Raw genomic sequence first — 23449 nt, forward strand, 5'->3', positions numbered from 1 at the left:
GGCTGCGAAGGTGCCTCCACCAGCGTCCGAGACCCCAGCCCAGGCCCAGCGCCCCGACTGGTCGACCGTGCAGTTGCACGTGGTGACCGGCAAGGGCGGGACGGGCAAGTCCACGGTGGCCGCCGCCCTGGCCCTGGCGCTGGCCTCGACGGGCAAGAACGTCCTGCTTTGCGAGGTCGAGGGCCGTCAGGGCATCGCCCGGATGTTCGACGTCGACCCGCTGCCCTACGAGGAGCGGCGCATCGCCCAGGGCCTGCCCGGCGAGGACGGTCGCGCCGGGACGGTGCATGCGCTGCACATCGACGCCGAGGCCGCGCTGTTGGAGTACCTCTCGATGTACTACCGCCTGGGGCGCGCCGGCCGGGCCCTGGACCGTTTCGGGGTGATCGACTTCGCCACCACCATCGCCCCGGGCGTGCGCGACGTGCTGCTCACCGGCAAGGTCTTCGAGGCGGCCAAGGCGGGACGGCGCGGCAAGAACGCGATCCAGTACGACGCGGTCGTGCTCGACGCGCCGCCGACGGGACGCATCGCGCAGTTCCTCAACGTCAACGGCGAGCTCGCCGGGCTGGCCAAGGTCGGCCCGATCAAGAGCCAGGCCGACCTGGTGATGACGCTGTTCCGCTCGCCGCGCACCGCCGTGCACCTGGTGACGGTGCTGGAGGAGATGCCGGTCCAGGAGACCGCGGACGGCATCGCCGAGCTGCGCGAGGCGCGGCTGCCGGTGGGCGGGGTCGTGGTGAACCTGGTCCGACCCCGTGACCTGTCCAGCGAGGACCTCGCCGCTGCCCGGGCCGGCGCCATCGACCGCACCCGCATCGTCGAGGAGCTCGCCGAGGCGGGCATCGACGTGGACGACACGCTCGTGGACGGACTGCTCGCCGAGGCCCGCGACCACGCGGAGCGGCGCGGCCTCGAGGACGAGCAGCGCGTCCTGGTCGGCGAGCTCGGCGTCGCGACCTACGAGCTGCCCCGGCTGCCGCAGGGCATCGACCTCGGCGGCCTCTACGAGCTGGCCGCGACGCTGAGAGAGCAGGGGATGGCATGAGCAGGCGCACCCATGACCGGCCGCGCTTCGGCCCGCTGGCGGCGACCGGGGAGCGTGCCCCCGGTCTCGACGTGGACGCGCTGATCGACGACCCCGCCACCGGCATCATCGTCTGCTGCGGCTCGGGGGGCGTGGGCAAGACCACCACGTCGGCCGCGCTGGCACTGCGCGCGGCCGAGCGAGGACGCAAGGTGGTGGTGCTCACCATCGACCCTGCCCGGCGGCTGGCGCAGGCGATGGGCATCGAGCGGCTGGACAACACCCCGCGCCCCGTCACCGGGCTGAGCGAGGACTCGACCGGCAGCCTGGACGCGATGATGCTCGACATGAAGCGCACCTTCGACGAGGTGGTGGAGAGCCAGGCCAGCCCGGACAAGGCGCGCCAGATCCTGGAGAACCCGTTCTACATCGCGCTGTCGAGCTCGTTCGCGGGCACGCAGGAGTACATGGCGATGGAGAAGCTGGGCCAGATCCGCGCCGACGCCGACGCCGACGGCAGCTACGACCTGATCGTGGTGGACACCCCTCCCTCGCGCTCGGCGCTGGACTTCCTCGACGCACCCGAGCGGCTCTCCAGCTTCCTCGACGGTCGCTTCATCCGACTGCTGCTGGCTCCCGCCCGGGGGCCGGCCAAGCTGATGACCGCCGGCTTCGGGGTGATCACCAACGCGCTCAGCAAGATCCTCGGCGGTCAGGTGCTGCGCGACCTGCAGACCTTCGTCGCCGCTCTGGACACCGTCTTCGGCGGCTTCCGGCAGCGGGCCGAGAAGACGTTCGCGCTGCTCCAGGCCGAGGGCACGGCCTTCCTCGTGGTCGCCGCTCCGGAGCCGGACGCGCTGCGCGAGGCGGCGTACTTCGTCGAGCGCCTCGGTGAGGACGAGATGCCGCTCGCGGGGCTCGTGGTCAACCGGGCCACTCCCGTGCCGAAGGGACCGCTGTCGGCCGACGAGGCGATGACGGCCTCCGAGCGGCTGTTCAAGAAGGACCCCGTCTCGCTCACCGCCGGGCTGCTGCGCCTGCACGCCGACCGCGCCCGGATGGTCGAGCGCGAGGCGCGGCTGTGCGAGCGGTTCTCCGCGGCGCACCCGGACGTGCAGACCGCGGTCGTGCCGGCGCTGTCCACCGACGTGCACGACCTCGACGGCCTGCGCCGGGTCGGCGCGCTGCTGGCCGACGAGACCGGCGAGGAGTCAGCCGAGGGCTGAGCCGAGGGCTCGGCCCGCGGGCTGGGCCGTCCGGCAGCTCGCCGGACGGCTCGAGGCTCAGACGGCGGCGGTCAGGTCCTCGTGACCGTTCTTGGCGGCCTCGAGCACCGAGCGCCACGAGGCGGTCGGCCGGCGGCGCAGCAGGGCGCGGCGCTCACGCTCGGTCATCCCACCCCAGACCCCCCACTCGATCTGGTTGTCCAGGGCCTCGGCGAGGCACTCGCTGCGCACGGGGCAGCCGGCGCACACCTGCTTGGCCTTGTTCTGCTCGGCCCCACGCACGAACAGCTGATCCGGCTGGGCCTTGCGGCAGGCAGCAGCGGTCGTCCAGTCCTCAACCCACATGAAACGGTCCCCATCCCAGGGGCGAGTGCACGGCAACCCCCATGACTGCCAGCTCGTCCCCTGGGCGAGACCCTACGGCCCCGAGATGGTTCAGGCGAGGCACCTTTGACCCAATTGCCATAGTCCAAACGGACTAGTCCCACCTAGTCATGGATGCCGACGTTGCCAGCGGCTCCCGTACATTGGTGCCATGTCCGCGCCTGCGCCCGAGCGCCTGACCGCATCCCGAGTCCTGTCCCACCTCGGGGTGATGGCGGCTGTCTCCGTCGTCCTGGGGGTGGTGGCCGCCGGCCTGATGATCCCCTTCGCGGGGGTGGTCGGGCTCGGCGCCCGTGACGTCGCCAACAGCATGGACGCGCTGCCGGCCGAGCTGGAGACCAAGGCGCTGCCCCAGCGCACCCGCATCCTCGACGCCAACAACAAGGTCGTGGCGACCCTGTACGACGAGAACCGGGTCAACGTCTCCCTCAACCAGATCTCGCGGAACATGGTGCAGGCGATCGTCGCGATCGAGGACTACCGCTTCTACGAGCACGGCGCCCTCGACCTCAAGGGCACACTGCGCGCACTGGTGACCAACCAGGCCGCCAGCGGCGTCGTCCAGGGTGGCTCGTCGATCACCCAGCAGATGGTCAAGCTGACGCTGGTCCAGCAGGCGGAGACCGAGGAGGAGCGCAAGGCGGCCACGGACCGCTCGTACGCGCGCAAGCTCCGCGAGCTTCGCTACGCCATCGCGGTCGAGGAGAACTACAGCAAGGACTGGATCCTCGAGCGCTACCTGAACATCGCCTACTTCGGCGACGGCGCCTACGGCGTGCAGGCGGCCGCTCGGCACTACTTCGACAAGAACGCCAAGCAGCTCAACATCAAGGAGTCGGCGATGCTCGCCGGCCTGGTGAAGAACCCGACCGGCTACGACCCGACCAACTCCCCCTCGCGGGCGCTGGCGCGACGCAACGTGGTGCTGGACCGGATGGCCGAGCTCAACGTGATCACCCCCGAGCAGCACGCCAAGGCCCGGGCGTCCAAGCTCGGCCTGCGCACGGTCACCGCCAAGAACGGCTGCGTGAACTCGACCGCGCCGTTCTTCTGCGACTACGTCGTGCAGTACCTGCTCAAGGACCCCTCGCTCGGCAAGACCGAGCAGGACCGCCGCAACCTGCTCTACACCGGCGGCCTCACCATCCGCACCACCCTGGACCAGCGCTACCAGGACGCTGCGGACGCCTCGGTCGAGGACGCCGTCTACCCCACCGACCAGGCCATCGGCGGCCTGACGATGGTCGAGCCGGGCACCGGCGCGGTCAAGGCCGTCTCGCAGTCGCGCCCGATGGGCCGCAACAAGGCCGCCGGCGAGACGTTCCTGAACTACGCGGTGAACCAGAAGTACGGCGACTCCAAGGGCTTCCAGGGCGGCTCGACGTTCAAGGCGTTCGTGCTGGCCGCGGCGATCGAGCAGGGCATCTCGCTGGGGACCACCATCTCGTCCCCGGAGAGCATCACGATCAGCGAGAGCCGCTTCGAGGACTGTGACGGGGAGCCCTACGGGTACGGCTCCTGGACGTTGGGCAACTCCACCAGCTCGGGCACGATGAACCTCTACACCGGCACCCGCCTCTCGGTGAACACCTTCTACGCCCAGCTCGAGGCGATGACCGGGATCTGCAAGCCGTTCAAGCTCGCCCGGGACATGGGCCTCAACCTCGACAACCCGACCGGCAAGAAGCCGGGCTCGCCCGAGCGGGTGCCCACGTTCACCCTCGGCATCCCCGACGTGAGCCCCCTGGAGATGGCCGAGGCCTACGCGACGTTCGCCGCACGCGGCGTGCACTGCGAGAGCCGCCCGATCGGCGAGATCCAGGACTCGGAGGGCCACTCGCTGAAGAAGTACCCCGCCCAGTGCAACCGGGTGATGGAGGAGAGCACCGCGGACGCCGTCAACGACGTGCTGCGCGGCGTGATCGAGGGCGGCTTCGCCTCCGCGCAGGCGCTCGGGCAGCCCGCCGCCGGCAAGACCGGCACCACCCAGGAGAACCGCGCGGTGTGGTTCGTCGGCTACACCCCCAACCTCGCCGCCGCCTCGATGATCGCCGGCGCCAACGAGTTCGGCCACCCCCAGGAGCTCACCGGCGAGATGGTCGGCGGGAGCCCGCTCTACGACGTGTCCGGTTCGGGCACGGCAGGACCGATGTGGGGCAACGCGATGAAGGTCATCGCCCAGTGGCTCGACGACGAGGACTTCGTCTACCCCGGGTCCGTCCCGGGCGCCGGCAGCACCTACATCCCGGCGCCGCCGAGCCCCGAGCCCGATGACGACGGCGACCGTGGCAACGGCAACGGCGGCGGCGGCGGCAACGGCGGGGGCGGCGGCAACGGTGGCGGCGGCGGCAATGGCGGCGGCGGCGGCAACGGCGGCGGTGGTCGCGGCCGGGGCTGAGCCCCGGCCGGCCGCGGCCGGCGGCGCCGCTCCAGTTCGGCTCAGCCGAGCTGGCGGCGTACCTCCGCGGCCACCATCGCACCGTCCGCACGTCCCTTGACCTGCGGCTGCACCACGCCCATCACCTTGCCCATCGCCTTCATGCCCTCGCCGGCCGCGCCGACCTGGGCGACGGCCTCGGTGACGATCCGGGTGATCTCGTCGGCGTCGAGCTGCGCGGGCAGGTAGTCGGCCAGCACGGCGGCCTCCGCCTTCTCCTTGGCGGCCATCTCCGCGCGGCCGCCCTCCTCGAACGCGGTCGCCGCCTCGCGGCGCTTCTTGGCCTCGCTGGACAGCACGCTCACGACGTCCTCGTCGCTGAGCTCCTTGTGCGCCTTGCCGGCCACCTCGGCGTTGGTGATCGCGGTCAGCACCATCCGCAGGGTGGAGGAGCGCACCTCGTCCCGGGCCTTGATGGCGGTGGTCAGGTCTGCGCGCAGTCGGTCCTTGAGGGCACTCATGGGACCTATTGTGGCAGCCTTGCGCCATGGATTTTCCCGGCTCCCTGCCCCGCTCCCCCCTCCGCGCCGCAGGCCGGCTGATCGGCGCCGGAGCGCTCGCCGGGGCCGCCCTCACGGCGTACGGCGTGTGTGAGGCCCGGGCGTACACGCTGCGGCGGGTGAGTCTCCCGGTGCTGCCCGCCGGGCACGAGCCGCTGCGGGTGCTGCACCTCTCCGACATCCACATGACTCCCGGGCAGCGGCGCAAGCAGGAGTGGCTGCGCGGCCTGGCCGACCTCGAGCCGGACCTGGTGATCAACACCGGCGACAACCTGGCGCACCCCGGCGCGGTGCCGTCGGTGACCGAGGCGCTCGGCGCTCTCGCCGACGTTCCGGGGGTGTTCGTGTTCGGCTCCAACGACTACTACGCGCCCGGCTTCCGCAACCCGCTGCGCTACCTGCTGCCCGACGACGGCAAGCGCCGCACCGACACCCCGCAGCTGCCCTGGCCGGACCTGCAGAGGACGTGGACCGACGCCGGCTGGCTCGATCTGACCAACGGGTTCGGGTCGCTGCGGGTGCGCGACACCACGATCTCGTTCGCCGGCGTGGACGACCCGCACCTGGGCTACGACGACCTGCGCCGCGTCGCCGGCCCGGCCGATCCGGACGCCGACCTGCGCCTGGCGGTGGCCCATGCGCCGTACCTGCGGGTGCTGGACCAGTTCGCCAGCGACGGCTACGACGCGATCATCGCCGGGCACACGCACGGCGGGCAGGTCTGCCTGCCGTTCTACGGGGCGCTGACCACCAACTGCGACCTGGAGCCGGCGCGAGCCAAGGGCCTGCACCGCCATCCGGCCGACTCCTCCCCCGGCGAGCCCGGCTCCTGCTGGCTGCACGTCAGCGCCGGGCTCGGCACGAATCCCTACGTCCGGGTCCGGGTCGCGTGCCGCCCCGAGGCGACGCTGCTGACCCTGGTCCCCGCCTGAGACCACCCGATGCGGGAGAACCCGACTGCCTCCGGTATGCTCACCCGTGCCGTGGGACCAGTGCCCACGATCGGGCTGTGGCGCAGCTTGGTAGCGCGCCTCGTTCGGGACGAGGAGGCCGCAGGTTCAAATCCTGTCAGCCCGACGTTTGATCAGGCCGGACCCCCAGGGTCCGGCCTGATCGCGTTACGGGACGTCTGGTCGGTCCGGCACTCCGCTGCCCCCTTCTCTGGCAGACTGCCCGCCATGGCTGAGAAGGACCCTGGCACTCCCGACGAGTCCTCGCTGGAGCTGCCGTCGTTCGGCCTGCGGCGCAGGAAGCGCAAGCGCGACTCCACCGCGACGACCGCGCCCGAGCCTGACGCTCCGGCGGGTGCGGAGAGGCCCGCGCCGGAGGCTGAGGCCGCGCCGGAGGTCGAGGCCGCGCCGGAGGCTGAGCGCGCGTCGGAGGTCGAGGCCGCGCTGGAGGCTGAGGCCGCGCCGGAGGCTGAGCGCGCGCCCGTGTCCGTGTCCGAGCCGCTCCCGGACGCAGTAGTGCCCGCCACCACCGAGGCGGAGCCCGCCGTTGGCCCCGGCACCGAGGCTGAGACCGTGCCCGTGCCCGAGGTCGAGGTCGAGACCGTGCCGGAGGGCGCAGAGGTGGCGGACCCCGCCGCCCCTGTCACCGACGACACGATCGTGTTCGCTGCCCCGGTACAGGACGCGGACGAGCCGACCGTGGTGCTCGACGACTCACCGGCGCAGGTGACCCGGACGCCGGGCTCTGGCCCGGGAGGCCCGTCCGGCACCCCCTCAGCCGCGTCCGAGGAGCTCGCGGAGCTCGCCCCCGCCCCGGTGAGCACCGCCTTCGACACCCTGTTCGCCGACGACGCCGTCCGCGAGGACGACACCGACCTCGAGCAGCCCAGTGCCGCAGCCGACCAGGCGGCCGACGAGGACCTGGACCGGAGCTACCCCACCTTCGTCCTGCCGCCCCTGGGAGCGATGACTGCTGCGGTCGTCACCGGCCTGCTGGTCGGACTGGCGATGGTCGTGCTCACCGCCCTGTCGATGCGCGGCTGCGAGGCCGTCTACGGGACGTCCTCGTGCGGCAAGCCAGGCCTGATGCTGCTGCTGGCGATCCTGATCGTCCTGGTCTACGCCGGCGCAGCGCTGCTGCGGGCCTGGAACGTCTCGGACCCGGGCAGCACCAGCTTCCTGGCCATCGGCCTGACCACCGTGATCGCCCTGCTGTTCCTCATCGAGGTGCTCTTCGCCTGGTGGATGGTGATCGTCATCCCGCTGGTCTCGGCGCTCTGCTTCGCCCTGTCCCAATGGGTCGCCACCACCTTCGCCGACCCCACCCCCTAACGCGCGCCCCGCGCTCCGCGCGCCGCGCCGCGCCGTACCCCCGCAGCCCCATGTAACGCGGGGTTATGCCCACTGCCACCGCGTTATTTCACTGCGGTAGTGGGCATAACCCCGCGTTACAAGCGAGCGTGGCGGCGTGCGCGGCGGCGCGCGACGGCGCGGCGGCGCGCGACGGCGCGGCGCGCGTCAGCGGGCGGCGAGGAGCTCGGCGATCTGGACCGTGTTGAGGGCCGCGCCCTTGCGCAGGTTGTCGTTGCTGATGAACAGCGCGAGCCCGCGGTCGTCGTCGACGCCCGGGTCCTGGCGCAGCCGGCCCACGTACGACGGGTCGTTGCCGGCCGCCTGCAGGGGCGTGGGGATCTCGGAGAGCTCGACGCCCGGTGCGTGGGCCAGCAGCTCGCGGGCCCGCTCGACGGTCATCGACCGGGCGAACTCGGCGTTGATCGCCAGCGAGTGGCCGGTGAAGACCGGCACCCGCACGCAGATGCCCGAGACGCGCAGGTCGGGGATCCCGAGGATCTTGCGGGACTCGTTGCGGAGCTTCTGCTCCTCGTCGGTCTCGTTCAGGCCGTCGTCGACGATCGAGCCGGCCAGCGGGACGACGTTGTAGGCGATGGTGCGCGCGTACTTCACCGGCTCCGGGAAGGCCACGGCCTGACCGTCGTAGGCGAGCTCGCGCGCCTTGTCACCGGCCGCCTGGACCTGGGTGGCGAGCTCGTCGACGCCGGCGACGCCGCTGCCGGAGACCGCCTGGTAGGTGGAGGCGATGAGCCGGACCAGCCCGGCCTCGTCGTGCAGCGGCTTGAGGACCGGCATCGCGGCCATCGTGGTGCAGTTCGGGTTCGCGATGATGCCCTTGCGCGCCTCGGAGATCGCCTCGGGGTTCACCTCGGAGACGACCAGCGGCACGTCGGGGTCCATCCGGAACGCCGAGGAGTTGTCGACGACGGTGACGCCGGCCTCGGCGAACTTCGGCGCCAACGCCCGCGACGTGGTTGCACCTGCCGAGAACAGCGCGATGTCGAGCCCGCTCGGGTCGGCGGTGGCGGCGTCCTCGACCGTGACGTCGCGGTCCCCGAACGCGAGCACGGTGCCGGCGGATCGGGCGGAGGCGAAGAACCGGACCTCGTCAGCCGCGAAGCCGCGCTCGAGGAGGATCTGGCGCATCGCCACACCCACCTGGCCGGTGGCGCCGACGACGCCGAGACGCACGCTCATCGCCCGGTACCGCCGTAGACCACGGCCTCGACCTCTTCGGCGTCCAGGTCGAACGCCGAGTGGGTGGCCCGCACGGCGGTGTCGATCTGGTTCTCGTCGATGATCACCGAGATCCGGATCTCGGAGGTGGAGATCATCTCGATGTTGACCCCGGCCGCGGCCAGCGAGGCGAAGAACTTCGCGGTGATGCCGGGGTGGGAGCGCATGCCGGCGCCGATCAGCGAGACCTTGCCGATCTGGTCGTCGAAGAGCAGCTTGTCGTAGCCGACCTCCGGCTGGATCCGCGACAGCGCGCTCATCGCGCTCTGCCCGTCCTCGCGCGGCAGCGTGAAGGAGATATCGGTGCGACCGGTGGCCGCCGCCGAGACGTTCTGCACCACCATGTCGATGTTGACCTCGGCCATGGAGAGCGTCTCGAAGATCCGAGCGGCCTCGCCCACCTTGTCGGGGACGCCGACGACGGTGATCTTGGCCTCGCTGCGGTCGTGGGCGACGCCGGCGATGATCGCCTGTTCCATCTGAGCTCCCTGGGAGTTGTCGGGCACGATCCAGGTGCCTTCCTTCTGGCTGAAGGAGGAACGCACGTGGATCGGCATGTCGTAGCGGCGGGCGTACTCGACGCACCGCAGGTGGAGGATCTTGGCGCCGGAGGCGGCCATCTCCAGCATCTCCTCGGTGGAGAGCCGGTCGAGCTTGCGGGCCGCGGGCACGATGCGCGGGTCGGCGGTGAAGACGCCGTCCACGTCGCTGTAGATCTCGCACACGTCCGCGCCGAGCGCCGCGGCGAGCGCGACGGCGGTGGTGTCGGAGGCACCGCGCCCGAGCGTCGTCACGTCCTTGGTGCTCTGGCTGACGCCCTGGAAACCGGCGACGATCGCGATCGCGCCCTCGTTGATGGCCTTCTCGATGCGGCCCGGCGTGATGTCGATGATCTTCGCCTTGCCGTGCACCGAGTCGGTGATCACTCCGGCCTGGGAGCCCGTGAACGACTGCGCCTTGTGCCCGAGCTGAGCGATGGCCATCGCCACCAGCGCCATCGAGATCCGCTCACCGGCGGTCAGCAGCATGTCCAGCTCGCGCGGCGGCGGGAGCGGCGTGACCTGCTGAGCCAGGTCACGCAGGTCGTCGGTGGTGTCGCCCATCGCGGAGACGACCACGACGACGTCGTGGCCGGCCTTGCGGGTCGCCACGATGCGCTGTGCGACTCGCTTGATGCCGGTCGCGTCGGCAACGGACGAGCCGCCGTACTTCTGCACGACAATGCCCACGGCTGGTACCTCTTGGGGTTCGGTTGCGTCGAACGGCCGCGCACCCTCGAGGCCCCGACAGGGACCGGCCGCAGGGCCACGCCATGCTGCGCGGCGACCGCGGACGAGTCTACCGGGGGGCCTGCTCGACCGACTCCAGCATCTCATTCGCGGCGGCAACCTGCTCCTGGTCGACGACGAACTCCGCATCGAGCCGGTCGTGCGCCACGATCGACTGCAGGGCCCGCAGGACGCCGCCGGCCTCGTTGCCCCAGCTCGCGACGTAGGAGAACTGCCACCACCACAGCGCCTCCTGGATCCGCCCCGCGCGCAGGTGGCGCAGTCCGTGCGCGAGGGAGGCCGCGACGCTGGTCAGGTCGTCGGAGAGCGACGAGGAGACGACCTCGGGCTCGCCGTAGGTGTCGAAGACCTCGGAGTACATGTCGACCCCGTCGAGCATGGTGGCCAGGCGCAGGCGCATCTCGTCGAGGTCCGGGTCGGGTCCGGCGTCGGGCTGGTACTCCTCGGCGGGCGTGAAGTCGCGCTGCACGCCGAGCCGCGCGCCGGCCAGCAGCACCTGCGAGACCTCGAGCAGCAGCAGGGAGATGCCTCGGCTGACGTCGGCCTCGCGCGCGATCGCCTGGAGGGCGAGCAGGAAGCTCTCGATCTGGTCGGCGATCTGGCTGGCGAACTCCTCGGTCTGGGAGTCCAGCTCGCCTTGGACCGGGAGGTCGGGGCTCCCCGTCGGGGAGAGCACCGCAGCGACCGCGGCCTCGAGCTCGACGGTGGGGTCGAGCTGCACCCCCGTCATCTCATCGTGTGTGGGCTCAGTCATCGGCGGATCGCCTCCCTGCGAAAGCTCGGCCGAGCGTGATCTCGTCCGCGTACTCGAGGTCACCCCCTACCGGCAGTCCACTCGCCAGACGCGTCACGCGCAACCCCAATGGCTTGAGCATTCGCGTCAGGTACGTCGCGGTCGCCTCTCCCTCGAGGTTCGGATCGGTGGCGAGGATGACCTCGGTGACCGTGCCGTCGGCCAGACGCATCATCAGCTCGCGGATCCTCAGCTGCTCGGGACCGATCCCGTCGATCGGCGAGATGGCCCCGCCCAGGACGTGGTAGCGACCGCGGAACTCGCGCGTGCGCTCGATCGCTACGACGTCCTTGTACTCCTCGACGACGCAGATGACCACCGGGTCGCGGCGTGGGTCACGGCAGATGCGGCACTTCTCATCCTCGGAGACGTTGAAGCACACGCTGCAGAACTTCACCCGCTGCTTGACCTCGATCAGCACGTCCGCCAGACGGCGAACGTCGACCGGGTCCGCCTGGAGCAGGTGGAAGGCGATCCGCTGCGCGCTCTTGGGACCCACGCCCGGCAGCCGGCCGAGCTCGTCGATCAGGTCCTGGACGATCCCTTCGTACAAGGCGTGACCTACGAGCCGAGCTGGCCCGGGAAGCCGCCCGGCCCCACGTCGTCCGCGCCGCCCAGGCCCCCGGAGAGCGGGCCCAGCTTCTCACCGGCGAGCGCGTCGGCCTTCGACTTCGCGTCGCGGTAGGCGGCCACGATCATGTCGCCGAGGTCGGTGAGGTCGTCGGCGTCGCTGCCGTCGAACCCGCCGGCCTTGATGGAGACCCCCTGCAGCTCGCCGACGCCGTTGACGACCACGGTGACGGCACCGCCGGCGACCGTGCCCTCGATCGTGGAGCTGGCCAGCTCCTGCTGCGCGCTCTCGAGCTGGGCCTGCATCTGCTGGGCCTGCTGGAGCAGCGCGTTCATGTCGAAGCCGCCTGCGCCGAGCGCGTCGAACGGGTTCTGGGTCATGCGAATCACCTCTGCGAATGGTTGCGGGAGCTGCTGGTCTGGGCGGTACGGCGGCCGGTCGGCGGCGCCGCGGCCGCCTTCGTCACTGGCGGGGGATCTCCTCGATCACCTGGGCGCCGAGCTCGCGCTGGAGCAGCTCGGCCCCGACGAGCCCGTCGGTGTCCACGTCGAGGTCGTCGCGGCTGGCGTCGGCGTCGGCGGCGTAGCGATCCGGCGCGTCACTCTGGCCGGCCACCCGGGTCTGTTGGATCGCCTCGCGCGCCGCCGCGATCGAGCGCGGGTCGGTGCGCTCCGGCGCGGCGGGCGCGGGCGCCGCGGACTCCGGTGCGGGCGCGTCGTCCGGCGGCTCGGGCCCGTCGTACGGCGGCGGCTCGGGGGCCGGCTGCGCGGGCTGCTCTCCGGGCGCGGCCGGCCGGGCGGCGGGCGCCGAGGGGGCCGCCTCCCCGGGCCGGGCACCGGGCGCGACGATCGCGTCCACCTTCCAGTCCACGCCCACGACGTCGATCGCGGCCTGGCGGACGATCTCGGCGCTGCCGCCGTTGGCGAACGAGTCGCGGGCGCCGGCGTTGGCGAACCCCAGGGTGAGCGTCTTGTCGTCGGCCCCCATCACCTGGGCGTGCTGGGTGAGGTGGATCCAGGTCACCCGCCGGCGCTGCTTGGTGGCCTCGACGATGTCGGGCCACAACCGTCGTACGTCCACGAGGCCGAGGCCGCCACGCGGAGCGTCGGGCTGCTCCTGGACCGGGGCCGGCTCGGGCTGGGCGTGCTGCGGCGGGGCCGGCTCCGGCGTGGCCGACGGCGGCGGGGCCGAGTGCGGCCGCGATGCGGCCGGCTGCGACTGGGCCGGCTGGGACTGGGCCGACTGCGGCTGCACGGGCGGCTGGGCCGTCTCCCACGCGCTCGGCGCAGGCGGGGCGGACGCGGCCGGCTGAGCGGGTGCAGGTGCAGGCGCAGGAGCGGGTGACGGCGCGGCGGCGGGGGCCGCGGCGGGCCGGGGCACCTGCGCCGCGGGGATGTGCGCGATCGGGGCGGACGGGGCGCCTCCGCTGATCGCGATGCGCTTCTCGATCCGGTCCAGGCGCGCCAGCAGACCGTCGGTGGAGTCGTCGGCACCGGGCAGCAGCACCCGCGCGCAGATGAGCTCGAGCAGCAGCCGCGGCGCGGTGGCGCCGCGCATCTCGGTCAGCCCCGCGGCCACGATGTCGGCGGCCCGGCTCAGCTCGACCGCGCCGAAGCGGGCCGCCTGCGCCACCAGCCGCTCGGCCTGGTCCTCGGAGACGTCGATCAGTCCGGTCGCGGGCGCGTCCGGCACCGCGGCCACGATCACCAGGTCGCGCAGGCGGCGCAGCAGGTCCTCGGTGAAGCGCCGCGGGTCCTGCCCGGTCTCGATCACCTTGTCGACCACCCCGAAGACCGAGCCGCCGTCCCCGGCCGCGAAGGCGTCGAGCACCTCGTCGAGCAGGGAGTCGGGGGTGTAGCCGAGCAGACCGGTGGCCAGCGCGTAGGTGACGCCCTCGGGACCGGCGCCGCCGAGCAGCTGGTCGAGCACCGACAGCGTGTCGCGCGCCGAGCCGGCCCCGGCGCGCACCACCAGCGGCAGGGCGGCCTGCTCGATCGCCACCCCCTCCTTCTGGCACAGCTCGGAGAGGTAGGAGGACAGCAGCCGCGGCGGGATCAGCCGGAAGGGGTAGTGGTGGGTGCGCGAGCGGATCGTCGGCAGCACCTTGTCGGGCTCGGTGGTGGCGAAGATGAAGCGCAGGTGGGGCGGGGGCTCCTCGACGAGCTTCAGCAGGGCGTTGAAGCCCTGCGTGGTCACCATGTGGGCCTCGTCGATGATGTAGACCTTGTAGCGGCTGTGCACGGGGGCGAAGAACGCCTTCTCCCGCAGGTCGCGCGCGTCGTCGACGCCGCCGTGGGAGGCCGCGTCGATCTCGATCACGTCGATCGAGCCGGGGCCGCCACGGGCCAGGTCGACGCAGCTGCGACACGTCCCGCACGGGTCGGGCGTCGGAGCCGCCTCGCAGTTGAGCGCCCGCGCGAGGATCCGCGCCGAGGTGGTCTTGCCGCAGCCGCGCGGCCCGGAGAACAGGTAGGCGTGGTTCACCCGGTTGTTCGCGAGCGCGTTGCGCAGCGGCTCCGTGACGTGATCCTGGCCGATGACCTCGGCGAACGTCTCGGGCCGGTAGCGGCGGTACAGCGCGAGGGGTGACTCCACGACTTGAACCCTAACCAGCGGCACCGACAACCGACACCCGGGAGCGGGCATGGTGTGGAACGGGGGCCGCCACCGACGGCCGGGGCCCGCCCCGAAAAACGAAAAGGCCCCCCGCGCACCCGACAGAGCTCACTTACCCTTGCTGCCTTCCGGCCCTGGGGGAGTTGGGCGAGATGCCGCCACACGGGGGGTTGGCCATGAGTGTAGGGGACGGGTGACGGCGTCACCAAAGCCCGCCTCCGTCGGGGCCGATTTCACCCGGTCGCCAGCGGACGGTACGCTCCTGCGCGGAGGATTCGCCTAGTGGCCTATGGCGCTCGCTTGGAAAGCGGGTTGGGTTAATAGCCCTCAGGGGTTCGAATCCCCTATCCTCCGCCACCGCCGCGAGAGCGCCGACGCCGGCTCCGACCCCAGGTCGGGCCGGCGTCGCTCTCCGGCTCCCGCCCGAGGGAGGCCGCCGTGAGTCCTCACGCCGATGCCGTGCGCCGGGCGGCCCGCGTCGTCGACGTCCCGGGCGCCCCGCTCAGCCTGCGGTTGGACCGGGTCTCCCGCACCGGCGCCGACCTGCGCCTGGCGTGGTCGTTCCTCGACCCGGAGAGCCACCCCGGGGACCGCCGGCCCCACCAGCGCCGCATCGCCGGCGAGCTGGTGGTCCGCGTGACGTCCGGCTCGCCCGAGGAGCTGGCCCGCCAGTGGTGGGCCCAGGCTCAGCTCGCGGCGGCTCGGCGGTTCAAGCAGCAGGTCGACGCCGACTGGATCCCCGGGGAGCCCGAGGTCCGACGCGTCTGGATCTCTGAGGAGGCGTGGCAGGCGCTGCTCACCCATCTGGGCGCCTACAGCGAGTACGGCGAGTACGGCCCGCGCGGCCCCGAGGGTGCGTACGTACGGGTCGTGGACGGCGCCGTCCACGACGCCGAGACGACGTACCTGATCGACCCCGACGAGTGGGCCGCCTACCTCAGCGATCCGGAGCCGGGGCCGGACTCCACACCGGTCGACACCTCGTCGCAGACCGGGACGGTGCCCGCCGCCTTCCCACTGGTCGACGGCCTGCCGCTGTGGGCGGTCGACGAGCTGGGCGAGGTCGCCGCGACCGAGGGTCCTGTCATCGGCCTGGTCGACGGCCGCCTGCGGGGCCTGGAGCCGGACGAGCGCTGAGCCCGCGCCCAGGCCCGCGCCCAGGCCCGAGCGCAGGCACGTCTCGCGAGCCTCCCCCGCGGGCCCGCGAGACGCGTGACCTCGTTCCTATCCCGATCAGCCGCCCCGTTTCCAGCCCGTCGCAGCACTCCGAACAATCCCGAACAGCGCCGAGTCCGACCGCGAGCGCGGCTGGGGCACGCGGCGGCGAACCGGCCCGACGGCCGCGGGGTAAGTACAGTCAGCCTGCTCCGACCGACTCAGCACGGGGCATGACGTGTCGAGGGGACAGGAGAGGAACGCGTGGCGGACGAGGTCGAAGGCAGGGCCCCCGGTCCCCGGGGAGAGGCCTGCTGGGACCTGCTCGCCGATCAGCTGCAGGCACTGCGGACGGAGGCCGGCGCGCCCTCCTACGCCGAGATCGCCCGGCGGATCAGCCAGGACCGGCTCAGCTGCGGCGTCCCCCCGCACGCGGCACGGGTGGCGCGCACCACGGTGTACGACGCCTTCCGGACCGGGCGTGCCCGGGTCAACCTGGCCCTGGTGCGTGAGATCGCCCTGGCCCTCGGCGCAGAAGACGGGCGCGTGGACGGGTGGATCGCGCGCAGCCGGTCGACCCAGCCCTCTGTCCCCCTCGAGCCGGCCCCCGCCCCGGTACCCGCCCATGGCCCGGTCCCGGCGGCACAGGACCAGCCACCCCCTCGCCGGAAGGCTCGGCTGGTGCTCGCGCTGGTGGCCACCTGCCTGATGCTCAACGTCATCGGCCGAGTGCTGGTGGACTTCCTCAACCTCCCCGTGTACCTCGACACGGCAGGTACCGCCGTGGCCGCGATGACGCTCGGCCCGTGGGCCGGCGCCGCCGTGGGCGCAGCGACCAACGTGCTCACCGTGGCCAGCAGCGGGCTCTCCTCGGTGCCGTTCGGCCTGGTGAACGCCACCGGCGCCCTGCTCTGGGGGTACGGCGTGCGGCGCTGGGGGCTGGGCCGGACCCTGCCGCGCTTCCTCGGCCTGAACCTCGGCGTAGCCCTCGCCTGCTCCCTGCTGGCCACGGCGATCCTCATGCTCGCCTTCGACGGCTCCACCGGCCACGGCCAGGACGTCAGCACCGGCACGTTGCTGGAGCTCACCGCCAGCCTGCCGGTGGCCGTCGGCCTGTCCAACCTGCTGACCTCGCTCGGGGACAAGATGATCAGCGGCTTCCTGGCCCTGGTCGCGGTGTCCGTGCTCCCGCTCGCGCTGCGACCCACCTGGCCGCTGCCGTACCTCCCCACGGACCCCACCCCGGCCCCCGAGCCGGGCGAGCGAGTCACCGCGCCCTCCCGGGACGGGGACTGAGCCTGCCCGGTGCGCCGGCGTACCGGCGGGTCAGCCCCGCAGGCGCGCGAACAGCGGCTTCAGCAGCAGGGCGAGCAGCAGCGCCGCACCGGCCAGCACACCCCACCACAGGAAGTCCCGGCGAGCGCCGGCAAGCTCGTCCCCGGCCGGACGACCGACCGAGGTGATGCCCTCTGACTGCTCGACGTCGACGGTCGAGACGACCTCCCCCGAGTCGTCGAAGCGCAACGGCCGGGTGAGCGCCTCCACGGGCCGGGCAACTCCCCGACCGGTGTAGGGGCTGCGCACGTCCTCGGCCCCGTCGGCGGTCGCCAGCAGCCGCGCCACGGCCTGCTCGGCCACCTGCCGGGGATTGCGCTTCCAGTCGTAGTGCTCCAACAGCAGCGCGACTATCCCGCTGACCTGAGCGGCCGCCCAGGACGACGCCGGCCCCTCGACCACGCAGATGCCCCCGTCGGGGACGGTCGTGACGGCGTGCCGGCTGGGCACGGCGACGTCGGTGACGAAGCTGCGCAGCACGACCTCGGCCGGGTCCTCGCCCGGCTCCACGCTCGTGCTGACCCCGAGGACCCCGTCGTACGACGCGGGGTAGAGGCGGGCGTCCTCGTCGTCCTCCTGCTCCGCGAAGGCGGCGTAGAGCGGGTCCTGCTCGTCGGTGGGCCGGTTGCCGACCGCGGCCACCACGACCACGCCGAGGCGCTGCAGCCGGCGCACCTGCCGGGCGATGCCGGCGCTGTGGTCGACCCACAGCGACAGGTTCACGACGCCGATCTCGTTGGCGCGGCCGGCGCGCTGGACCCGGTCGGCCACCCAGGCCAGCCCCTGCTCCACGCTGCGCGGCGTCAGCTGCTTCGCGTCGTCGCCGACCGTGGAAGCCGACCCGTCGAGGACCTTGACCGACACGATGCTCGCGCCCGGCGCGGTCCCCATCCCGCCCTCCCGCCGTCCGGCGATCAACCCCGCGACCTGGGTCCCGTGGGTGTCGAGGATCTCGGTGCCACCGCCGTCGGGGGTGACCGGCTGCTCACCGACGACCTCGACGTGCGGGGAGCTGACCCCGGTGTCGAGGACCGCGACCGAGATGCCCCGGCCGGTCGCGTGCTGGTGCGCGCGCTCGATGCCCAGGGCCTCCAGCGGCGCACTGGGCGAGTCGAGCCGGCTGGGTCCGCCGTCGGTCGGGTCCGGGTCGGCGGAGCAGACCGGGTCACCCTCCGCGGCGGCTGCCGGAGCCGCCGGGCCCGCGACCCCGGGGAGGCTCAGCGCCCCCGCCATGCCGGCGACCAGCGCCAGCGCGGCCAGGGTGCCGGCCGGGCGCCGCCTCACGAGCAGGCGCTCCGGGCCTCGGCGTCCGGCGGTCGCATCGCGTCCTCCTGGGAGAGGTTCACCCCACACCGGAAGAGGTCCTTCCAGGTGTCGGGCACCACCCGCACCGCGTGCTTGCCGTACCCGAGCAGGGTCGCGGTCTCGGGCCCCACCAGCTCGTAGCGCACCCCCTTGACGTCGACCACGAACGGGGTGCCGGAGTCGGAGTCCTCGAAGCCGCCGGAGAGGAAGTACGCCGCGTGGCCCGCCGCCACGACGGCCTCGTGCTCCGCCGGGCCCAGGCCCGTGTCCTGGTCGGCGTCGCCCAGGGCGCTGGCGCGCTCGCCGGGATCGCCTGCCAGCAGGACCCGAGGCGCGGCGCCGGCCTCGGTGTCGAGCTGGGCGCAGAGCTCGCCGCTCTCGGGGGTCAGGGCCGCCGCGGGCCACTGGTCCGGATAGTTCTCCGGTACCCGGTTCGGCGGCGTGCCGGACACCTGCGCCGGGGAGTGCTGCCCCGCCAGCACCGCGTAGACGCGGGCGGCGAACTGGGTGAGGCTCACCAGGCCGGTGTCGGTGACCAGGATCTGCTCGTCCCCGAAGGCCACCACGTCGCCCACCCTCGCCCGGGCGCCGCCCTCGAGCTCCAGGGCGGCCGGCGAGGGCGTCCCGAGCCGGCTCAGGTCGGTGAAGCTGCCCAGGGTCAGCTCGGGCCCCGCCGGGAAGAGCGTCACCCAGTCGTCGGGGACCGGCACCGCCTCGGTGCTCGGCGGCATCCCGATCGCGGCGAGCAGGCTGTCGCGCTTGGCCTGTGGGAGCCCGAAGGCGAAGGCGCTCGGCTCCGGGGAGTGGCGCCCGGAGGCGTAGGCGATCAGGAAGTAGCGCCCGTCCGGGGTCGAGACCACCGCCGCGGACTCGGCCTGCGACGGGCTCACCGCGGGCGACTGGGAGACATCGAGCCTGATGCCGGCGCCGTCGGCGGTGCAGGCGGTCCACCCGTCGTCGATCAGCCGCTCCGCCGTCGGCAGGCGCGTGGGCGCGCCCAGGATCCCGAGCAGGTCCCCGGTCTCGGCGTCGTCGATGTACTCCTGGGCGACGCTCTTGGACTCCAGGTCGGCCCCGAGGATCAGCTTGGCCGAGGTGTTGTTGACGACCGGGTGCAGCACCGGGTCCGCGTCGTCGGTGATCACGTAGTTGGTGCCGTCCTCCTTCGCGATGACCAGCCCCCGCTGCTGCCAGTCGGCCGCGGGCCGGTTGGCCAGGATGCCCCCGATCGCGGCACCGGCCAGCAGCAGGACCGCGAGGGCCACGCCGCCGATGAGGGTGCGGCCCGGCTTGGTCGGCTCGACCTCCCGCCCACCCGGGGCGCCGCTGACGAACGCGGTGACCAGTCGTCGACGGCTGAACGCGTGCGCCTCGACCAGGTCCCTCTTGGTGGCCACCTCAACCGCCGATGCTGCCGACGACGCCGACGGCCAGCAGGAGCAGGGGCAGCAGGGCGAGCAGGGCGATGGTCTCGGCGACGTCGCCGAGCCGGCCGCGACGCACCGAGGGCGTCCCGGGCAGCAGCGTCACCGTGAGCAGCACGCCGCCCGCGGCGGCGAGCACCACGGCAGCCGTGGGCCGCCAGTCGGGCTGCAGCCACAGCACCGACAGACCGACGCTGATCAGTCCGGCGATGCCGGAGACCAGGCCTACGAGGACCTCCGAGCCGGTCCGGTACTGACGAGTGCGGAGCATCACGACCACGCAGCAGCACAGTGCCAGTAGCGTCCCGGACAGTCCACGCGCGACCGCGAGCGGGGCGATCAGCACCAGCAGCAGCCCGACGGTCGCCGAGACGGCCACCAGGATCTCGTGGGCGATCCGGGCGTCCGCGCCGATCTGGCGCGGGTCGACCTCGTCGGGATCGTTGGTGATGTCCGCGACCGTGTAGATCTGCTCGACGCTGGTGCCGGTGACCCCAAGCGCCAGCCACGGGAAGATGCTGCCCGCGATCACCACGAGGACCAGCGCCACCGGGAAGACCACGGTCGGGTCCGCGTCGGGCAGGAGGTCGATCAACAGCCCGCTGACGAGCGCGATGGCGCCGACCACCACCGGCGGCAGCACCAGCGCCCGCCCCGCGCCGAGGCCCACCAGCCCCACCAGCCCGGCGAGCAGCGCCGCCCCGCCGGCGCAGGCGATCGGCAGCGCGAAGAACGGGCCCTGCGGAGCGAGCAGCAGGCCGGACACCGCCGCGTGGACCGACCCCATCGTGGCCAGGGCGACGGCGGCCTCCGGCTCGCCCTGCGCGCGGGAGAGGACCACCGCGCCGCTGAGGAGGAGCACGGCGATGACCGCCGCGGCCACACCCGCCAGCAGCGAGCCGGTCTGCATCAGCAGCGCGACGGCGCCCAGCGCGAGCAGCAGGGCGGCCGCCCAGAGCGCGGTACGGCGGCCCGCGGCCGGCTCCCAGGGGCGCAGGTCACGCTCCACGACGTCGGCCATCGCCTCGACGACGTCGTCGTAGACCCGCGGGGGCTCCTCGTCGACGCCCGCGGAGACGGTGAGCAGCCCGCCGTCCAGGACGCCCTGCATGGTGAGGCCGGCGTCCGGGGCCAGCGCCCGGCCGTCCTGGGCGACGACCCGGTAGCCGCCGTACACCGTGGAGGGGTCGAGCAGTCCCACGCTGCGTGCCAGCTCGGGGACGAGCTCGGCGACGGGGACCGCGGCGGGCAGCACCAGGTCGACGCGGCGGGTCCCGGAGGCGACGGTGACCCGCACCAGCCCCGACGCGCTCGCGGTCATCTGACTCATCGCCACTCCCCCATCGTCGGACCCGGTGCGCGCCGGGCGGGTCCGTGCCTCCCGCGGCTGGCGCGCCCGCATGCTACCCACAGCCACAGGCCCGGCGCCGGACCTGCGAGGACGCAGCCCGCACCGAGCCGCGACGGGCTTCGCGGTGCGGACCGGCCGCGGGCGCTCAGTCGATCACCCCGGGCGCGGCCCCCTCGTCGTCGAGCCAGTCCTGCTCGTCCTCGAACCCGTCCGCGTCCGCGCGACGGCCCTTGCCGCGACCGCGGCCGCCTGCGGTACCCGCGGCTCCCGCCGCGCCTGCGCGCCCACCGGAGCGGCCGGCCGTGCGCGAGCCCGCGCCGCCGCGCGAGGCACCCGCGGCACCGCCGCGGGCACCACCAGCGCCGGCCGCGGCGCCCGCGGCGCGGGAGAGCGTCCCGCGGGCAGCGGGGCGGCCACTGGCGCCGATCGCTCGCCCGGGCGCCCCGGCGACGCCGGCAGCGCCGGGCGCCCGGGCGGCAGCGCCGAAGGCAGCCGCCCCACCGGCGACGGCACCGCCGACCGCACCGCCCACGCCTCCCGCCGTCTGCCCGGGCGACGCGCCCCCGGGGACGGGCGACGCACCCGGGGGTGCGGGCGACGACGGGGCACCGCCCGCGGACGGGGAGGGCGGGGTGGCTCCCTGGGTGCCTCCGCCTCCGGGATCGGTGGGCTCGGGGATGGGCGGCACGACCACCGTGGGTGGCTGCACGATCTCCGTGGGTGGCTCGATCACCGGCGGTTGCACGACCGGCGTGGGCGGCCATTCGTTGGGCGGCCATTGCGTCGGCGGGTGCGGGCCGGGCGGCGGTGGAAGGGGCGTGTGGCGTGGCGGGGACGCGGTTGGCGGCTGCCCCACGGGCGGACGCCCCCCGCCCCCGGTGGGCGGCTCGTCTCGGGGCGCCTGCCGCGGAGCGATCTGCTGCATGGTGTCGGCCGCCTCGTCCAGCTCTGTCCTGAGCTTGGCCAACGCCTTGGCGGCACGCTGCTCACGCGAGTCGACGGCGTCCTCGTAGGAGGACTGCTTGGTGCCGTGGACCTTGTCCGCCTCCGCCCGCTCGGCGGGGTCCAGCCCGGTGTAGTCGGGCTTGGGCGGAGCCTTGGGGCCGGGCTCCTTCTCCAGGCCGGCGGCCACCGCCCCGGCCTTCGCCAGGGCGCGCTGGGCGCGCTCGAGGGCCATGGCCCCGATCCGCAGCTCCCGGCGCCGCCTCTCGACGTGTCCGCCCGCGTTGATGAACGCATCCTGGGCGGCGCGACGCACGTGCTGGCCCATCTGCGCGTCCAGCCCCTTGGTCGCTTCCGCGAGGTCCACGTTGACCACGGCGAGCGCATCGGCGCACTTGGTCCACGACAGCGCGGCGCGCAGCAGTGCGTCGGGTTTCGCGCCGGCGACGGCGTCGCGCAGGGCCTGCTCCTGGGGGCCCACCATCGTCACCAGCCTCCGTCCGGCTCGGCCTCGGCGATCCGGACGAGGTTCAGCCGTGCCTCGCGATCGGCCTCGTCCAGGTATTCCACCGACGCCTTCAGCCCGGTGCCGAACTCGCTGAGCTTCGTCACGTCCGCGGCGTTCGCCTCGGCGGCGAGCTGGTGCGCCCACCCGTGCAGCCTGGCCAGCCGGTGCCCCGCGGGCAGGTCGCCGAAGGCCGTCCAGGGCACGTTGAGGTCCTCGAAGTTGGACTTCGCCAGCGCGTCGGAGGCGCTGGTCAGGCGCCGGGAGAGCCGCAGCACCGTCGGCGCGTCGAGCCGGGTCTCGTTGTCGTCAGTCATGTTCTCGTCCCCCCACAACCGTCGATGGGGCGCGGCCGTGACGGCCGCCCCCCACCGAGGTCACGACACTCAGAAGCGGTTGGCGCCGCGCTGGTCCGCAGCGCGGTACTGCTCGTTCGACGTGCTCACCATGGTGCCGGTGTCGGAGAGCAGCAGGATCATCTCGCTGATCGCGGAGTCCCACTTGGACTTCGCGGAGTCGTAGGCAGTCTTCGCCGCACCCGTCCAGTCGCTGCGCAGCGGACGAAGCTCGTCCTCGAGCGTGTTCAACCGGGCCTCGATGGAGCGGGCGGCCGCGATCAGGTCCTGCGAGGCGTTGTCGAGCGCGCCGTGGTTGACGTTGAGTCCACCGTTGTTCATGTCGAAGTCTCCTGGTCTCGAGCAGGTCAGATGGCGTTGAGACGCGCGTTGCGTCGAGCGATGTCGTCGCTGGCGGCCTGGTCGGTGTTGACGTTGTCCTTCTCGGTGTCGACCAGGGAGCGCTCGAACTCGTTGAGCGCGTTGGTGATCCGGGTCTGCTTCTCCTGCCACGCCGTGTTCAGCGTCTGGAAGGCGTTGGCCCCGGCGCCGCCCCACTTCGTGCGCAGCTCGTCGATCTCCGACTGCAGACGCGACTGACGCGAGGCGAGGTCGCTGCGTGCCCGAGAGACCGCGTCGGCGGCCTTGGAGAGGGCCTTCTCTCCCTGGCTGAGTCCTGTGTTGTCAGACATGGCCTGACTCCTTCCCCCGCGAC

22 protein-coding genes, 2 tRNA genes and 1 other RNA gene are annotated in these 23449 nt (G+C 73.1%); 9 read left to right on the plus strand and 16 right to left on the minus strand.

Annotated features, from left to right (window positions below; all coding sequences use genetic code 11):
• The first annotated feature begins 10 nt into the window (after nucleotides 1-10).
• Nucleotides 11-1048: an ATPase BagA gene (gene bagA / locus AC6EI4_RS00635; protein WP_498450265.1), complete on the plus strand. Its 1038-nt coding sequence runs from the start codon at nucleotides 11-13 to the stop codon at nucleotides 1046-1048.
• Nucleotides 1045-2253: an ATPase BagB gene (gene bagB / locus AC6EI4_RS00640; protein ID WP_498423560.1), complete on the plus strand. Its 1209-nt coding sequence runs from the start codon at nucleotides 1045-1047 to the stop codon at nucleotides 2251-2253. The genes bagA and bagB overlap by 4 nt, the downstream gene beginning before the upstream one ends.
• Nucleotides 2254-2310: 57 nt before the next feature.
• On the opposite strand, the gene AC6EI4_RS00645 is transcribed toward bagB, so the two are convergent.
• Complete coding sequence (locus tag AC6EI4_RS00645) at nucleotides 2311-2598, minus strand: WhiB family transcriptional regulator (protein WP_498423559.1); 288 nt, start codon at nucleotides 2596-2598, stop codon at nucleotides 2311-2313.
• Nucleotides 2599-2788: 190 nt separating this feature from the next.
• On the opposite strand from AC6EI4_RS00645, the gene AC6EI4_RS00650 reads away from it, so the two are divergent.
• Nucleotides 2789-5035 (plus strand): transglycosylase domain-containing protein, encoded by a 2247-nt coding sequence (locus tag AC6EI4_RS00650; protein ID WP_498450266.1) that lies wholly within the window; start codon nucleotides 2789-2791, stop codon nucleotides 5033-5035.
• A gap of 41 nt (nucleotides 5036-5076) precedes the next feature.
• On the opposite strand, the gene AC6EI4_RS00655 is transcribed toward AC6EI4_RS00650, so the two are convergent.
• On the minus strand, nucleotides 5077-5535 hold the full coding sequence (locus AC6EI4_RS00655) for a GatB/YqeY domain-containing protein (RefSeq protein ID WP_498423557.1): 459 nt from the start codon (nucleotides 5533-5535) through the stop codon (nucleotides 5077-5079).
• Between the two features lie 26 nt (nucleotides 5536-5561).
• Here AC6EI4_RS00655 and AC6EI4_RS00660 point away from each other — a divergent pair, with 26 nt between their 5' ends.
• From AC6EI4_RS00660 to AC6EI4_RS00670, 3 genes are all read left to right on the plus strand, one after another.
• Nucleotides 5562-6506, plus strand: coding sequence for a metallophosphoesterase (locus AC6EI4_RS00660; RefSeq protein ID WP_498423556.1), 945 nt, complete (start codon nucleotides 5562-5564; stop codon nucleotides 6504-6506).
• A gap of 71 nt (nucleotides 6507-6577) precedes the next feature.
• Nucleotides 6578-6651 (plus strand) — tRNA-Pro (locus AC6EI4_RS00665).
• Nucleotides 6652-6752: 101 nt separating this feature from the next.
• Nucleotides 6753-7856 (plus strand): hypothetical protein, encoded by a 1104-nt coding sequence (locus tag AC6EI4_RS00670; protein ID WP_498450267.1) that lies wholly within the window; start codon nucleotides 6753-6755, stop codon nucleotides 7854-7856.
• 186 nt (nucleotides 7857-8042) lie between these two features.
• Here the strand turns inward: AC6EI4_RS00670 and AC6EI4_RS00675 are convergent, their stop codons facing one another.
• The 7 genes from AC6EI4_RS00675 to ffs form a co-directional block, all read right to left on the minus strand.
• Entirely contained in the window at nucleotides 8043-9074 is a 1032-nt protein-coding gene (locus tag AC6EI4_RS00675) for an aspartate-semialdehyde dehydrogenase (RefSeq protein ID WP_498423553.1), read from the minus strand.
• Nucleotides 9071-10342 (minus strand): aspartate kinase, encoded by a 1272-nt coding sequence (locus AC6EI4_RS00680; RefSeq protein WP_498423552.1) that lies wholly within the window; start codon nucleotides 10340-10342, stop codon nucleotides 9071-9073. The genes AC6EI4_RS00675 and AC6EI4_RS00680 overlap by 4 nt, the downstream gene beginning before the upstream one ends.
• Nucleotides 10343-10451: 109 nt before the next feature.
• Complete coding sequence (locus AC6EI4_RS00685; RefSeq protein WP_498423551.1) at nucleotides 10452-11156, minus strand: DUF5063 domain-containing protein; 705 nt, start codon at nucleotides 11154-11156, stop codon at nucleotides 10452-10454.
• Nucleotides 11149-11748: a recombination mediator RecR gene (gene recR / locus AC6EI4_RS00690; protein ID WP_498423549.1), complete on the minus strand. Its 600-nt coding sequence runs from the start codon at nucleotides 11746-11748 to the stop codon at nucleotides 11149-11151. The genes AC6EI4_RS00685 and recR overlap by 8 nt, the downstream gene beginning before the upstream one ends.
• An 8-nt stretch (nucleotides 11749-11756) precedes the next feature.
• On the minus strand, nucleotides 11757-12146 hold the full coding sequence (locus tag AC6EI4_RS00695) for a YbaB/EbfC family nucleoid-associated protein (RefSeq protein ID WP_498423548.1): 390 nt from the start codon (nucleotides 12144-12146) through the stop codon (nucleotides 11757-11759).
• A gap of 82 nt (nucleotides 12147-12228) precedes the next feature.
• Nucleotides 12229-14361: a DNA polymerase III subunit gamma and tau gene (locus AC6EI4_RS00700; RefSeq protein ID WP_498450268.1), complete on the minus strand. Its 2133-nt coding sequence runs from the start codon at nucleotides 14359-14361 to the stop codon at nucleotides 12229-12231.
• A gap of 102 nt (nucleotides 14362-14463) precedes the next feature.
• An RNA gene (gene ffs / locus AC6EI4_RS00705) (signal recognition particle sRNA small type) lies at nucleotides 14464-14554 on the minus strand.
• Between the two features lie 96 nt (nucleotides 14555-14650).
• On the opposite strand from ffs, the gene AC6EI4_RS00710 reads away from it, so the two are divergent.
• From AC6EI4_RS00710 to AC6EI4_RS00720, 3 genes are all read left to right on the plus strand, one after another.
• Nucleotides 14651-14739 (plus strand) — tRNA-Ser (locus tag AC6EI4_RS00710).
• An 81-nt stretch (nucleotides 14740-14820) separates the two neighbouring features.
• Nucleotides 14821-15519 (plus strand): hypothetical protein, encoded by a 699-nt coding sequence (locus tag AC6EI4_RS00715; protein ID WP_498423546.1) that lies wholly within the window; start codon nucleotides 14821-14823, stop codon nucleotides 15517-15519.
• 282 nt (nucleotides 15520-15801) lie between these two features.
• On the plus strand, nucleotides 15802-16833 hold the full coding sequence (locus AC6EI4_RS00720; protein WP_498450269.1) for an ECF transporter S component: 1032 nt from the start codon (nucleotides 15802-15804) through the stop codon (nucleotides 16831-16833).
• Nucleotides 16834-16863: 30 nt separating this feature from the next.
• Here AC6EI4_RS00720 and AC6EI4_RS00725 read toward each other — a convergent pair whose 3' ends face one another.
• The 7 genes from AC6EI4_RS00725 to AC6EI4_RS00755 all read right to left on the minus strand — a co-directional run bounded on the left by AC6EI4_RS00725 (nucleotide 16864) and on the right by AC6EI4_RS00755 (nucleotide 23426).
• Entirely contained in the window at nucleotides 16864-18156 is a 1293-nt protein-coding gene (locus AC6EI4_RS00725) for a S8 family serine peptidase (protein WP_498423543.1), read from the minus strand.
• Nucleotides 18153-19574, minus strand: coding sequence for a type VII secretion protein EccB (gene eccB / locus AC6EI4_RS00730; RefSeq protein WP_498423542.1), 1422 nt, complete (start codon nucleotides 19572-19574; stop codon nucleotides 18153-18155). The genes AC6EI4_RS00725 and eccB overlap by 4 nt, the downstream gene beginning before the upstream one ends.
• A 1-nt stretch (nucleotide 19575) precedes the next feature.
• The gene (gene eccD / locus AC6EI4_RS00735; protein WP_498423540.1) at nucleotides 19576-20931 is read right to left on the minus strand and encodes a type VII secretion integral membrane protein EccD; all 1356 of its coding nucleotides are present in this window, start codon (nucleotides 20929-20931) and stop codon (nucleotides 19576-19578) included.
• A 166-nt stretch (nucleotides 20932-21097) separates the two neighbouring features.
• Complete coding sequence (locus AC6EI4_RS00740; protein ID WP_498423539.1) at nucleotides 21098-22378, minus strand: hypothetical protein; 1281 nt, start codon at nucleotides 22376-22378, stop codon at nucleotides 21098-21100.
• A 2-nt stretch (nucleotides 22379-22380) separates the two neighbouring features.
• Nucleotides 22381-22716 carry a hypothetical protein gene (locus AC6EI4_RS00745; RefSeq protein WP_498423537.1) on the minus strand — a complete coding sequence of 112 codons (336 nt, stop codon included), beginning with the start codon at nucleotides 22714-22716 and terminating at the stop codon, nucleotides 22381-22383.
• A gap of 69 nt (nucleotides 22717-22785) precedes the next feature.
• Nucleotides 22786-23076: a WXG100 family type VII secretion target gene (locus AC6EI4_RS00750; RefSeq protein WP_498423536.1), complete on the minus strand. Its 291-nt coding sequence runs from the start codon at nucleotides 23074-23076 to the stop codon at nucleotides 22786-22788.
• Nucleotides 23077-23102: 26 nt separating this feature from the next.
• Nucleotides 23103-23426: a WXG100 family type VII secretion target gene (locus AC6EI4_RS00755; RefSeq protein ID WP_498423535.1), complete on the minus strand. Its 324-nt coding sequence runs from the start codon at nucleotides 23424-23426 to the stop codon at nucleotides 23103-23105.
• Nucleotides 23427-23449 lie beyond the last annotated feature (23 nt).

Source organism: Nocardioides sp. Z43_10 (assembly GCF_059766615.1).

What these genes read in the sequence shown, in the direction of transcription:
- AC6EI4_RS00645 (WP_498423559.1), bottom strand. Translation starts at nt 2,598, where the DNA reads ATGTGGGTTGAGGACTGGACGACCGCTGCTGCCTGCCGCAAGGCCCAG.
- AC6EI4_RS00740 (WP_498423539.1), bottom strand. Translation starts at nt 22,378, where the DNA reads ATGGTGGGCCCCCAGGAGCAGGCCCTGCGCGACGCCGTCGCCGGCGCG.
- AC6EI4_RS00695 (WP_498423548.1), bottom strand. Translation starts at nt 12,146, where the DNA reads ATGACCCAGAACCCGTTCGACGCGCTCGGCGCAGGCGGCTTCGACATG.
- AC6EI4_RS00660 (WP_498423556.1), top strand. Translation starts at nt 5,562, where the DNA reads ATGGATTTTCCCGGCTCCCTGCCCCGCTCCCCCCTCCGCGCCGCAGGC.
- AC6EI4_RS00650 (WP_498450266.1), top strand. Translation starts at nt 2,789, where the DNA reads ATGTCCGCGCCTGCGCCCGAGCGCCTGACCGCATCCCGAGTCCTGTCC.
- AC6EI4_RS00745 (WP_498423537.1), bottom strand. Translation starts at nt 22,716, where the DNA reads ATGACTGACGACAACGAGACCCGGCTCGACGCGCCGACGGTGCTGCGG.
- AC6EI4_RS00685 (WP_498423551.1), bottom strand. Translation starts at nt 11,156, where the DNA reads ATGACTGAGCCCACACACGATGAGATGACGGGGGTGCAGCTCGACCCC.
- AC6EI4_RS00755 (WP_498423535.1), bottom strand. Translation starts at nt 23,426, where the DNA reads ATGTCTGACAACACAGGACTCAGCCAGGGAGAGAAGGCCCTCTCCAAG.
- AC6EI4_RS00675 (WP_498423553.1), bottom strand. Translation starts at nt 9,074, where the DNA reads ATGAGCGTGCGTCTCGGCGTCGTCGGCGCCACCGGCCAGGTGGGTGTG.
- AC6EI4_RS00750 (WP_498423536.1), bottom strand. Translation starts at nt 23,076, where the DNA reads ATGAACAACGGTGGACTCAACGTCAACCACGGCGCGCTCGACAACGCC.
- AC6EI4_RS00655 (WP_498423557.1), bottom strand. Translation starts at nt 5,535, where the DNA reads ATGAGTGCCCTCAAGGACCGACTGCGCGCAGACCTGACCACCGCCATC.
- bagB (WP_498423560.1), top strand. Translation starts at nt 1,045, where the DNA reads ATGAGCAGGCGCACCCATGACCGGCCGCGCTTCGGCCCGCTGGCGGCG.
- eccD (WP_498423540.1), bottom strand. Translation starts at nt 20,931, where the DNA reads ATGAGTCAGATGACCGCGAGCGCGTCGGGGCTGGTGCGGGTCACCGTC.
- AC6EI4_RS00670 (WP_498450267.1), top strand. Translation starts at nt 6,753, where the DNA reads ATGGCTGAGAAGGACCCTGGCACTCCCGACGAGTCCTCGCTGGAGCTG.